The organism is Oceanobacillus indicireducens (assembly GCF_014647195.1).
Taxonomy (GTDB): Bacteria; Bacillota; Bacilli; order Bacillales; family Amphibacillaceae; genus Oceanobacillus; species Oceanobacillus indicireducens.
Genome location: NZ_BMOS01000050.1, coordinates 1 through 13,957, shown reverse-complemented (window position 1 = coordinate 13,957; position 13,957 = coordinate 1). Strand labels below are relative to the sequence as shown.

11 protein-coding genes and 1 pseudogene are annotated in these 13,957 nt (G+C 30.7%); all 12 read right to left on the bottom strand.

What is annotated here, in order from left to right:
* Positions 1-315 (bottom strand): type I restriction enzyme HsdR N-terminal domain-containing protein (locus IEX94_RS18530; RefSeq protein WP_229782799.1); only part of this gene is annotated, 315 nt, incomplete at its 3' end.
* 951 nt (positions 316-1,266) lie between these two features.
* Positions 1,267-2,433, bottom strand: coding sequence for a nucleotide sugar dehydrogenase (locus tag IEX94_RS18525; protein ID WP_188859629.1), 1,167 nt, complete (start codon positions 2,431-2,433; stop codon positions 1,267-1,269).
* Between the two features lie 593 nt (positions 2,434-3,026).
* Entirely contained in the window at positions 3,027-3,560 is a 534-nt protein-coding gene (locus IEX94_RS20190) for an acyltransferase (RefSeq protein WP_188859628.1), read from the bottom strand.
* Between the two features lie 201 nt (positions 3,561-3,761).
* Entirely contained in the window at positions 3,762-5,234 is a 1,473-nt protein-coding gene (gene murJ, locus IEX94_RS18515; protein WP_188859627.1) for a murein biosynthesis integral membrane protein MurJ, read from the bottom strand.
* Between the two features lie 14 nt (positions 5,235-5,248).
* Complete coding sequence (locus IEX94_RS18510; protein WP_188859626.1) at positions 5,249-6,343, bottom strand: polysaccharide pyruvyl transferase family protein; 1,095 nt, start codon at positions 6,341-6,343, stop codon at positions 5,249-5,251.
* A 137-nt stretch (positions 6,344-6,480) separates the two neighbouring features.
* Entirely contained in the window at positions 6,481-7,524 is a 1,044-nt protein-coding gene (locus IEX94_RS18505; protein ID WP_188859622.1) for a glycosyltransferase family 2 protein, read from the bottom strand.
* Positions 7,525-7,725: 201 nt separating this feature from the next.
* Positions 7,726-8,991, bottom strand: a complete 1,266-nt coding sequence (locus IEX94_RS18500) for an O-antigen ligase family protein (RefSeq protein ID WP_188859620.1) — start codon at positions 8,989-8,991, stop codon at positions 7,726-7,728.
* 124 nt (positions 8,992-9,115) lie between these two features.
* The gene (locus IEX94_RS18495; protein WP_188859618.1) at positions 9,116-10,270 is read right to left on the bottom strand and encodes a glycosyltransferase family 4 protein; all 1,155 of its coding nucleotides are present in this window, start codon (positions 10,268-10,270) and stop codon (positions 9,116-9,118) included.
* 175 nt (positions 10,271-10,445) lie between these two features.
* Positions 10,446-11,753 (bottom strand): phenylacetate--CoA ligase family protein, encoded by a 1,308-nt coding sequence (locus IEX94_RS18490; protein WP_188859615.1) that lies wholly within the window; start codon positions 11,751-11,753, stop codon positions 10,446-10,448.
* A gap of 107 nt (positions 11,754-11,860) precedes the next feature.
* A complete protein-coding gene (locus IEX94_RS18485) occupies positions 11,861-12,829 on the bottom strand; it encodes an ATP-grasp domain-containing protein (protein WP_188859612.1) in 969 nt (322 codons plus the stop codon).
* Positions 12,830-13,369 (bottom strand): GNAT family N-acetyltransferase, encoded by a 540-nt coding sequence (locus tag IEX94_RS18480; RefSeq protein ID WP_188859609.1) that lies wholly within the window; start codon positions 13,367-13,369, stop codon positions 12,830-12,832. It abuts the gene before it with no gap.
* Positions 13,370-13,404: 35 nt separating this feature from the next.
* Positions 13,405-13,902 (bottom strand): annotated as a pseudogene (locus tag IEX94_RS18475) (sugar transferase); the annotation flags it as partial.
* Positions 13,903-13,957: the final 55 nt, after the last annotated feature.

Here is a 13,957-nt window from a genome sequence, read left to right as displayed (position 1 = left end):
GTTTACAAAAAGGGCTGCCGTTTCATACATTTTACACTTGCCAAATACATCCCTACCAAACGAAACAGCATATTCTACTTCCATTCTATCTAGGGAGTACCCCATATCTTCGGTTAGCACTATGATATATAATTGACGTATAACTTCTTCTGGTGTTAGCCTTATATCCCTTTTTCTAATATAGCAATTAAAATAAGGAACAACCTTACCGCGCATTTCTTTTGTAAAAAAATTGCTTTCAATAAAATCTATCTTCTCTTGACTAAATTGAGTCAATTTGTAATTTGAATCTTTTAAAATATCGGATAACTGCATTCTTACCCTCTTCCCTCCATGAATTTTCTTATGTTAACATACAACAATTAATTTTACTAGTTAATCTGGTTTTTGTAAAAAACATTCTTTAATTTATAAAAAGCCCCTACACTATGCCTGTTATTTCATAAGAGCATAGAATAGAAGCTTCAAAGTCATTTAGGGTGATTATAGCCATCAGATAACCCAATTGTGCCATCTTTTTGGTCCATTTGTGTAAAAGTGACCCAATTCGCGGTGATATAGACTTCTTAACCTAGCTTCAGCTGCTTACCCTTGACCACCATGCCACTTCTAAGTTCACTAGAAGCTCCAGCGGAACTTAGAAGTGATTGTTGGTCTTACGCTTGATGCAAATGAATCCTTAAGGCTTTACTTTTGCCATTTTGCAGTCCAAAATCCATTACCACGGACACAAACAAGCTTAAGAGTAGTGGCGTTATTGCTAAACATGGCAGAGGTGGAGTTAATCTATGTCTTTCTTCATTTAGGCACCCTTTATTCTTTATATAATTCTCTATTTCACATAAAGACAATAGTATTTTTATGTGTATTTATATAATATTATTAGACTAGCCGTAATTAATTTTTGGATTTAAGATACAGCTTACTTATATTTGTTTTTAGATGGGTAAAACTGTTATTAATCAGACTATAGAGCCAATTTTCCTCTCCTTCGCTTGCTGTCATAATCACAGCGATCGTCGGGGATATTTTTAGCTACTCTTTCATGTCTTCTATTGATTTGTTTTATTGCACCCTCATAAAGGTTTTACTTTTCTTGCTATCAAAATACGGACCTTTTCCTAGGAACACTCCATCTGGAATTCTTTTTTCTCATAAACAAGATATTTTATACCGGCAACTTGAAATTGTCTCTTCCTCTTCAACTTTTGCTATTTTTTCAAAATCACTTATCTGAAATAAGAGCCACGTTATCTCAGAACCGATTTAATCCCTACTAAACACATCCCGCGTATAAACCTTCTCTTTTACATCCTTCAGCTCCTCAGACAAGCGGTTAGCAACTATCACATCTGCCTCTGCTTTAAATGCATCGAAATCCTTAAACACTCGTAAACCGTCAAACTCCTCAGCATCTAGTACAGGCTCGTAGATAATTACTTCTATACCTTGTTCCCGAATTCGATTAATAACATCTTGTATCGCTGACTGTCTGAAGTTATCGGAACCGGTCTTCATTGTTAATCGATAGACGCCTACTACTTTAGGATTTCGTTTTGTAATCATATCAGCAATATGGTTTTTACGGGTATCGTTCGAGTCAACAATCGCTCGAATGATATCATTCGGTACATCTTTAAAGTTAGCAAGCAATTGCTTTGAATCCTTTGGTAAGCAGTAACCGCCATATCCGAATGATGGGTTATTATAGTGGTCACCAATTCGGGAATCTAATCCAACACCCTCAATGATTTGCTCACTGTCTAAGCCTTTTAACTCAGCATAGGAATCTAATTCATTAAAGAAGGATACACGCATGGCGAGATATGTATTAGCGAATAATTTAATAGCTTCAGCCTCAGTGGAATCTGTGAATAATACAGGAATATCTTCCTTGATCGCACCTTCTACTAATAGGTCTGCAAACTTTCTAGCACGCTCTGATCGCTCTCCAACAATAATTCGAGATGGGTACAAATTATCATACAATGCTCTACCTTCTCTTAGAAACTCTGGGGAGAAAATAATATTATCACTATTAAACTTCTCACGGATTCCTTTTGTATATCCTACTGGTATGGTTGATTTGATAATCATAACCGCATCTGGATTTATTTCAATAACATTTTCGATAATCGATTCAACAGAACTTGTATCGAAGTAATTCTTCTCCGGATCATAGTTTGTAGGAGTAGAGATAATAACAAATTCTGCATCTCTAAAAGCTTCCGTTGAATCTGTTGTAGCTTTTAAATTCAATTCCTTTGTTTCTAAAAATATCTCAATTTCGGCATCCGCGATTGGAGACTTTTTATTATTGATCATGTCTACTTTTTCTTGAATGATATCTAATGCAGTTACTTCATTGTTCTGCGCCAAGAGAACTGCATTGGATAAGCCTACGTAACCTGTACCTGCGACTGCTATTTTCATGGTACCATATACTCTCCTTATTTGAACGTTAATTAGTTATACTATAACACTATTCTTTTATAGCATTTTTTCATAGCAATTTAGATAGTTTGTCTCAACAGTATTATTAAGATATACTGACAAATGCGACTCAAACATAGCGTTTATAAAATGGTCATAATTCTAAGAAATAAGACCTTTTCCTAATAGGCAAGTAAGGACTCAACAATCTTTCTTCATAAAAAGCATTTAATAAATACCAATTTTCCGTTACCTTTCCTATTATAGAAGACTCCATTTGTAAAGCTTGTGTCACGACGAACATTCAGTATTCGCAAGTACAAGTAAGAACAAAGTTAATCATAAAATTAATAATTAAAACGGCTATGAAATTTGGTATCTAACATTCTATTAACTACATGCAGAAACTCTTAATTCTACTATGCAGTGAAACCTGAAAAGTGCAGTAATATACTAATACCCAGATGTTTATTATTTAGTTCATGGTTCACTAATGATACAATACTAATAATCGATTTTTCCATTAGGTTATAAAAGATAACACTAGTTTTAAATTGCCACTCGTGCTCCTTCACCACGAAAGGACTATACCATTATAAATGCCCTTTTTGTTTTATTTTTAAATATATTTTATTTTCCCGTTTTAATTTCTCGTATCGTTCATTATTGCGATATTTAATAATTTTTGCAGGGTTCCCTCCTACTACTGAAAATGGGGGTACATCTTTTGTAACAACTGCACCCATTGCAACAACTGCACCTTCTCCTATTGTGACCCCAGGAACTATTCTAACATTGGAACCAATCCATACATTTTCTTCAATTATCACGGGTTTCAAAATATATCTTTTATCATAAGGGATAGATTGTAGGTCTTCACTGTCATAATTATGGTTTCTTGTCATAATTTCTACACGGTGAGCAATAATAGTACCACTCCCTATTTTTATCCCACCATAACCAAAAAACAAACCTTCGAAACCAATATATACATCATCACCGATTTCTATTTTATCTGTTTGATGAAAACTATTTCCGCTAGCAACTACAACGTTATTACCAATGTTTTTAAAGCTTACTTTTTTTTTCTTATTTCGTTTTAATAATTTTTTTAATATGCTTAGCATAGTTATTCTCCTTCTTTTATTAAGATAAAAATGCCTCTTCGAGAATAGAATACTTTGTTACATAGACACTATAAAAAATGTATCTTTATGCTAACAATATATTGGTTTTCTAAGCTTTCATCTAACTAAAAAATACTATCGAAAGGTGGTTAGATAAAATTTCTTGAATTTAACTTTGACCGAGCAAACTACATACTTATCTTAAAGGTTTATTTTAAAAATCTTACTTTTAAAAGTCTTTAACAACACAATAAATACTACTATCGTATAAACTGAATAAACAATTAAACCGGCATAGGGATTTGTAATATTAACCATATTTTTAAATAGCATTGCAGCTATTACAGCTAAAATAGTAATAATGATAACTTTACTATTTTCTATAAATAATATTTTCTTACTGAAATAAACAGGAAATTTCCTTCCAAATCTAAAACTAATAAAAAACAAGCTATAAAAAGAAGCTAAAATTGTGCCTATTACGATACCATATAATCCAATATATTTAGCCAGAAATAAACTTATTACTATATTAACTATGCTTACCATTATACTATTAATAAAAGGAGTTATAGTATCTTTATTCATATAAAAATACCTATACAATAAATCTCTTATTGCATTTGCTGGTAATGAAAGTGTTAGTATTAGAGCAACTATGAATACAATTTCGGTATCCCCACTAGTAAATTCCCCTCTTTCAAATAATACCCTAATACCTTCTCGGCCACTTGAGTAAAATAATACAATTAAAAGACACATCATAACGTTAACTAGTAAAATATAACTGATTAAGCTATTTTGACGATCTTTATTATTATTTTTTTTAACTAATTTTGGATAAACAAATGATATAATATTTCCTAATAACAATAGATTAATCATGCTTATTACAGCATTTGCATAACTCAAAGTAGAAATACTTCCCACTGGTAATCTTGCAGCAATTAAAGTATCTATCAATAATGATAATTGGTAAACTCCTGTACTCAACATAGTCGGATAAAACAATCTCAACATTTCTCTAAAGTTCTGATCTTTTAAATCATAATTTAATTCATAATTAAAATTGGACTTTTTTAAAAAAATGATATGAAAAAATAAGTTGATTATTGCTGCAAATAATACAATTAGCGCGTAATAATATATATTATTTCTGCCTATAAATAGCATAATTACAATTATAACGTTCGAAGAAAGTACGATCAGTTTTTGAATATTAAACTTTTCATTAAACTCTAATATTCCTTTAGCTAGTTGTATCAATGATTCTAAAAATCCAGTTATAGCCGTAAATATTAAAATATTAGCAGCAATAGATAAAAATGATTCTTCTTTAGAGCCGCCAGCCAATAGTATTATATCTACTCTAAATATTATTATTGCCAACAATAATAAAAAACCGGCAGTATAAATAACACTTATAAATATATCAATACCTCTTTTATTAACTTTTTCTCTTAGGTAAGGTATGATTACCGTAGACACCCCAGCCCCAATAAAGCTATAAATAAATGTCGTAATCCGATTTGCTAAATTAAAGGCATCTAGCTCCGCACTGATACCAAAATAAGAAGCAACAATAGCATTTTTAATTAAAATAAAAACCTGTGTGATTAATGTCAATATAACCATAGTATTTAATTGTTTAAGTATCTTAGCATTGTTATTCAAAATCTACACACTTTCTAAAGGCTTTTCATTAATAATTTATCTAATTCCTTGAAATGATCTTTTGACTTTTCTCTTTGTTTTGTAATATCAACTATATTTGTCTGTTCACTCTTGACAACATCAGATGGATTTAATTTCCAAAGATTTTCGAAGTCTGTAAATAACCCCTTAAAATTAACATCTTTCATAACATTTGTGATTTTTTCACTATAAGCAATTGGAACAACTGGCTTGTTGAAAACCCATCCTAAAATCATAGCGTGAAACCTTGTCCCAATTACTAAACTTGAACAAGAAATTATATCAAGGGATTCTGACATATTTCCTCTATAATTATATTGTTTTACATATCGTATACACTTTTGTGGAATTAATTTTAAAATTTCTTTTATTGCTTCCTCATCGCCTTCATGTTTACAAAAAGACATAAGTGTAATTCCGAAACCCTTTTTAATAAATTCAATGGATATATCCCTTATTTTTTCATAATAAATATCATCATAACCTGACAAATGTGGCCTATAAGACGGTTTTATTACAGAAATGACTACATTTTTTTCAGCGCTTTCCGAAGAATTTGTAACAGTATTAAGAGAAAACACAATATCATCAGCTATTCTTACATTATCTAGATCTTGAAATAGGTGATATGAATATGTGTCTCTAAAACATATGTCCTCATATTTTGAAATAAGCTTCCTATACTCTGAATAAAAATTTTCATTATTATACGGACCAAAGTTAGCACCTAAAACATAAAATGGTTGATTTTTAATTAAAAGATTTCTTCGTTTTGTAACATCAAGTTCCCAATTGTCACGCTGTTGAAAAATTGAACCGCCTATGTAAACAGCGGCATCACACTTGTCTGAAATAACTTTATTATTAACGTAGTTTTTCTTAGTTTTCCTCATTATATAATTAATTCCGCGTAAAAAGATATTATTTGAAGAATAAACCTTCACATTTTCCTGTTTAAAGACTTCTTGATATTTTTCACGGGCTACCAAAACAAAATTTGTTTCTGGATATCTATCAAATAAAATTTTTAAAAATAAATCATCTCCAAGATTGAGTTTAGTATATGCATAAACCATCACCTTTTTCATTAAAACTACTCCTTCTATATTTTGATTATCTTAGATGTGTCCATGAAACTATACTAGCATCACGCTCTGTTAAAACATAAGTTTTCTAATTACAGATTTACCCTTTATGTATTTTTAGTTCTAGTACCAAGTTTACACTATCTTAATTTAACCTTCCTAGATATATAAGCCACAGTTTTATAGACAGGCACTAGGAACGGAGCTTTTACTAATAAATAGTTCAGCAAACTAATTCGATAAAATGCCTTCCCGCCGTTAATCTTTTTAAACTTTTCTTCCTTAATAACAGCTGATATGGTATTGAAGATTAAGGTGTTTTCTCTCAACTTTTTTATAGAAACATTTGTTGATTTAATTTTTTCCTTCGATCTTTCAAATGTTTGATTAATAACTTTGCTAACATCATACATTACAATTAGTTGAAACAATTCCTGATACTCTTCAAGTTTTGATTCCTTTTTCAAATAATCATAAAGATAGTTCAATAGAGAGATATTTTGATCATAATAATTTGAACTTAATGTTCTTGATCTTGAGTTATCTAATATATTATAAATATATGTATATTCATTAACCACTTGAATGGTGGGGTTATTTACGTAACATATCAAATTAAATAATCGATCTTCTGCAATGACTCCATCTACAAATGAAACCTGTAATTTTTTTAAGAAATCTAATTTATATAATTTATTTCCAGCTCTTGCCATATGTCGATTATTAACAATAAACATTTCTAATGTAGTTCCAGTTTTTTTTAAATCACTCTTATTAAATAATTTGTTTTCAAAGGATTGCTTTTCAACAAATTTATTTCCACTTTTTTCATAAAAGTTACCTATAATGATATCCGCCTTAGAATACAGAGCATCCGTAACTAGCTTTAATATTGCATATTCCTCGAGATAATCATCTGCATCTAAGAAAAATATATAGTCACCATTTGCTATAGAAATCCCCTTATTTCGCGCAATTGCAACTCCTTGGTTTCTCTGACTAAAATACCTAATTCTTTTATCTTTTGCGCTCCACTTTTCTATGATATTTTCACTATTATCCTTTGAACCATCATTTATTATTATAATTTCTATATCCCTATATTGTTGATTGACAACAGATTGAATACAGTCATTTAAATACATCTCTTTATTATAAACTGGTATAATAATACTTACTGACACCAACTTTCCCCTCCTCCCTAAATACTGTAATTAAGTTCACTTGTTGCTATTGGTTTTATCGACTATCTAATCAATTGTTTGAATTGTTATCTTAAGCCAAAATGGATTCCCTTAACTGCTATTTATTATAGATTAAATAAAACATGAAATTTTTCTTTATAAACCTATCTTCAATCCTTTTTGAACTTCCATGTGTATTCTTTACGTTTTTTGTTTTACAAAGTCAATATTTTCCGGGTGCTCTTTATGTTTTGATAAAAATGTAAAGAGAAAAAAGATTAATAGCCAAAGTGCCTGTTCTTTCCATAAATAGGATGAAAGCATTAATCTGGGAATACATACAATAGATAGAAACAAAATAAATATTCTTTTCTCGTTCAGAATATCTTCTTTGACCCACGATTTTAATAAAATCCACAAGGTTATTATTATTATTAAGGTGAAGGGGATAGTAAGGATTAATCCACCTTCTACCAATAAATGTAAAAAAAGATTATGTGGATATGTACCATAATAGATATCAGCATAACTACCAATACCATGTCCCCATATAGGTGATTCTGAAAACAACTCGTATCCTCTTTCATATACTCTATCTCTGGCATTAAGAATACCTAACAGTCCATCACGCTCAACCATATTTATTGTTTTTGTGATTGCTGCAATTTCAATATCATACGATCGTAATAAGCTTTCTATCCAAAGTAATACCTTTTGAATGTTAATCGCTGCTATAGTTATACCCACAAATAATATAGCCATAAAAAAGGAATAAAAAGATCCCGTACCCATGTTTATTTTCATTTTCCTACTTAATAAAATATAAGCAATTATAATAAGTAGTAACAGGATTGCTACTATGGCGCCTCTCGTTCCTTCAAACAGCAATATGTACAATAAATATCCATTTGACAAGAGCGTTATAAAATTTATTAATAAATTTCCTTTCTTTTTTATAAACATGAAATAAATTATTGTTGCAACTATACTTGGTAATATTGCATATGTAGCATCCATGCTAACAAAATCATAAAAATACCCTCTACTGATATAGTCTTTAAAAGCTAAGGGATTAATTAGTATAATATTCCCGATAAGCATTGTAAAATAAATGACTAATGAGGGTGAATATTTCACCCGAGATAGCAAATATGTTATTATTCCATAGAATATGAATTCTATAAAATATACATATGTATATGAATCTATTCCCCGAAACAAGAAAGAAAGTAGGAATGCTAGTATAATAATATATATAAATATTACACTATTTTTTTCAAAACTGACTTTTGTTTTTGTCATAATTACTATTGTATAAGATACTATCAGTGCAATAATGAATAGTACTGGTACCATTCCTTCACTAAAAATACCCACAGCTGCAATCATTCGGGCAATCATTCCGGATGTAAGAATGATTGCTATCATAAGGCTATTTACATTTTCTAACACATTATTATTTCTCATAAGAAATCCCCCAATAATGATTTACTTTACTTTGATATAAATCATTATTTTATACTCGCTTATCCTTTTTATATTTTTGGATTATGTAATAATATCAAAATGAATTGGTAACTCACATATTAGTTCACAATTTTCCGTTTTGAATAGTATGATAAAGTTCAACTATCTGATTAACGACACTAGATATGGAATAATTTTCAAGCGCCGTTTCGTACCCTTTTTCTATAATTGAGGCCATATCCTGTTTATTTTCAATTGCAAATTTAATTTTTCTTGCTAAACTTAAATAATCTCCTTCCTGGTATAAAAGCCCAGTTACATTATCTTCAATAATTTCTATGGTCCCTCCTGTATTTGCACCTATAACTAACATACGCGATACCATTGTTTCTATTGTGACTCTTCCAAAAGCCTCTTTTTTAGAACAGACTAATCCTATATCACACTTTTCTCTTATCTTTTTTAAATTATCAACATGTTCAATAATTTCTATATAATCATGAAGACCTTGGTTATATATATATTTTTTAATTTTCTCGACATATTCTATATCTTCACTATTCCCAGCTATTGTTAAATGTATATTTTTCACACCTGTCTTTACTAAATGGTCTATGGCTTTTACTGCATCAAACTGTCCTTTCTGTCTGATTATCCTTCCAGCAAGCAATAGATTAACTACCTGATTACTAAAACGAACATTTTCTTCAATTTTATAGTTTTCCAAGGGGATACCATTAGGGATAAGTTTTAAATCCTTGTTAAGTAGTGTTTCGAACTTAGATTTAACTGTATCCGAAATCGCAATTACAGAATCTGCTTTCTGTAATAATTTATAAATGTGTTTTTCATTACGAACTCGCATACCAAGGTCTTCTGCTAGTAGCTGTCTAATATGCCATACAAAGGGGATATCAAGTTTCAATGCCACTTGCGCTCCTATCCCAGAATCCAAACCATTGATGTGAATAATATCAGGTTTTTCCTTTTTTAAAATAGAAAGTACCTTTTTCATAGAATACCAATTATATAAAGTCTTTATCATTCCTTTAAAGCTACTAATTAACCCATGGTAATTAACAGGAGCGCGCATTGAGTATGCTGGAACACTAATGCATTTTATTTTCTCATTGTCTATAGGATAGATTAAATTTTTATTTGGTTGTATTATAATTACCTCAATACCCTTTTCAACTAATTCATTAGCAATATTTAAAAGTGATAATGTTGCACCATTTTGGTATGTCTTACTATAGTGTGGAAAAAAGCATACTTTCATTCAAACTTTCCTTTCACTCTCTAATTTTTAACTCAAAACTGTAATTGATATTGATAGGAAACAGCGCAGTTGATTACTAATGTATTTTGAACTATCGTTCTGACAATAAATATATATAACGTTTATCATTTTCTATCTTTAAATTCTTAAAATCATCCTATGGAAACAACCGCAATCACTCTTCTATTAACCACTTTGTTTTTCCTGCCAGAGTTTGCTTCAAATTATCTGTCTGCCTAATTTCTATTTCTCCTAGTCTCTTATCAATTTTGTTTAATCTTTTTTTTATTTCCTGTATTTCATGTTCATTTAGCCTCTTATCAGACTTAAGATAAATTGTATATTTTAAGTCTTTTGTATATCTTATTTGATAAGCTGTTACTTCTTCTGAAAACTTGATAGCATGTGTAATAGACTCTGAATGTATTGGTGTACTCTCATCCAACATCAGAAAGTCATTATCTCTACCTTTTATCCGTTCAAAGGAATATACACTATTAGAGTTTTTTTGTGCACCTGTAATCACATCTCCTAATTCATATCTGACTAACGGAAATGCTCTTGGATACAATGATGTAACTAGAATCCTACCGCTTTCTGCAGGTTTGCCATTTTCATCGACACATTCCACTAAATTATCTCTCCACAACACACAATAATCTCCTTCAGGATGGGTATGTGCTAATAATTTCGTTTCCATTGAAGCATATTCAAGACCAACCGGACTTCCGAAGACTTTACTAATAAATTTTCTATCTCCCTCATTATCAAACCCTTCAGCAGCTCCGATAACTGCTTTAAGATTTAATTTATGAAAATCCAACCGCCTATCCAGATTTGCTTTAGCTAGCAATTGCAGGGCCTTACTGTACCCAATAATGTAATCTGGTTTAAACTGTAGTATTTGTGCTCCTGCCTCCCTTAACTGCTCATCTGATAAATCATATGCAGAAAACCTTTTATAACCTATTAAAGGCAAGCCAATTTTAAAAGATATTATTTTTTTATACTTAGAGATGCCTGAACCTAAAGTATGTGAATGTCCCCATAACCTAAACATTCGATCTGATCTTTTAATATTATAAAAATCTCTTGCATACCAAATATTCGATTCATATTGTTTCGATTGATTTTTCCAGCTGGGATACTTAAGAGGTGTTCCCGTAGAGCCACCTGTGGTTACCCAAGCATCTGGCTCTCTAGAACTATCACTGAATTTTTCTATATATTTTTTAACATAGGAGCGATCTATAATAGGTATGTTATTAAAATCATCCACACTATTAATGTGTAGAGGAACTTCTTTTTTAATAGCAAGTTCATTATAGAAAGGTACATTTTTTATTATGTTAGACCAAATTCGATTAAACTTAGCCAATTGATAATCTGATATTTCATTTTTTTCAGTACTACTGTAAAAATTAACTTCTTCGTTTACTTTTGGCCTTATTATTTTTTCCCTTAAATAAGGTAGTAACAGCATATAAAGACACCTCACAATAGACACAAATTAATTTTAAGAACCCCGTTTATCATTACATAGACACGGGGCAAATTATCTAACACTCCACAAAATTAAATCCTAAGCACTCATTTAGCTAAATGTACTACCTGAACCTCATTATATTTCATCATATATGTACCCTCTTCGTAATTTCCAATTAAATCCTCGTTCTCGATACCTTCTATATTATTAACAATCATTTTCGGTACATTAATGCCACTTTCATGTGCATGGGGATAACCCCCACCAAATCTTGGATTAACTTCAGATATATAATATTTACCATTAACTTCAAAAACATCAATATCAAGAATCCCTTTAAACCCTACTTTTTTCACAAACTCTTTTATCAAGGATGATAAACACTCGTTTTTAATAGATACGGATTTATCAGTTTCTCCAGCCCTCATTTTAATCTTTTCTTTTATGAATATGGCTTTTGGGTCCTCAGAAATAATATCGATATAAACATCTATACCATACTCTCTTCCCTTCATATATTCCTGAATCATTAAATTGTCAAATCTATTAAACAACAACTCTACTTCTTCTTTTGAACTTACTTTACTTATATTAATACTTGCGCTTCCTTTTACAGGCTTCACAAACACTGGATAGTTTATTTTTCCATTATCAACATCCATATAAAATTTTTCTTTATCAAGATAACTTGGGACCGTTGGAAATTCATTTCGAACTAGAAATTTAAACATCTCATATTTATCAAAGCACAGTTCTACTAAATCATATTCTGAAACAACTGGCGTTGTACCTATATCCAGAAATTTTTGTCTATGCTTAGCTAATAAGCTAAGTTCTGGGTCGATTAAAGATAAAACAGCTTTCACATTGCTTTCCCTACAAATGGATAGTATTTCATCTAGATAACCTTTCTCATTCATTCTCGGAACAATAAAATGCTTATCAGCATGATATAAAGCAGGTGCTAATTCACTGCAGTCTGTAGCTATTACAGAACCTTTACCAGATAACTCTCTTTGAAAGTATTGAATTATTTTATTACGGGTACCGCAACTTAAAATTAAAACATTCATTTATTTATTCTCCTCAGGTAACTTAAAAAACTCTTCTCTTAACATTGAAAATAGTACTCTGTCTTTATATTCACCATTCGAAAATCTTTCTTGTCTTAAAGTTCCTTCTAGTGTAAATCCCAATTTTTCATTGATACGTATCATACCTCTGTTTTCTGCCCAATTGTAAGCATATACTCTATTTAAACCTAATTCCAAAAAAACGTACTTAGTTAACAGTTTTTTTACTTCCGTTCCATAACCTTTACCCCAATAGTTTTTATCACCTATACACACATAGGTTTCAGCACTTGAGTTTCTAAGATCTATATTAACCACACTGGCAAATCCGATAGGAGTATCATTCCCTTGTTCACAAATCACATAATCATTCCTCGTATTATCATTAGTCACTTTTATCAACCATTGTTCGGTCGCTAATTCAGAAACATCTTGAAAAAACAGAGTTTTTCTAACTTCGGGATCATTAATCCATTTCACTTTATGCTTAACATCTCTTTTTTCCATTAATCTTAGATATATATTTTTACCCTCAAACATAATATTCTCCTTATATTATAGTTATGTATGTTACTTTATTTATTATTCTCTTTTTCCACTTTGTCATCATTTCTACCGGAGTAGATCCCTTCTGATAGCAATACAACTTTTACAGTTTTTAGTAGTATTCTCAAATCTAACCAAAGCGAAATATTATTAACATACCAAATGTCCTTTTCTATCCTTTCAGGCCACGTCAATACATTTCGACCATTCACTTGAGACCAGCCTGTAATACCAGGTAGTACCTGCAATCTTTTCCGATCTGTTTCACTGTACTTTTTAAGATGCTTCACTGGAGCTGGTCTCGGTCCTATAAAGCTCATATCTCCTTTTATTACATTAACTAACTGTGGAATTTCATCAATACTAGTTTTTCTTAGTAACTTACCAATCTTTGTAATTCTTGGGTCTTTCTCAGCCGTTGTTAACCCTGTTCCCATCTGTTCAGCATTATCAACCATCGTTCGAAGTTTCCAGACCTCAAAAACCTTTCCATTTTCTCCAATTCTAGACTGTTTGAAAATTATAGGTCCTTTTGATGTAAACTAGCACATTATTCCAGGTCATCTATTTCAAACTAATTCA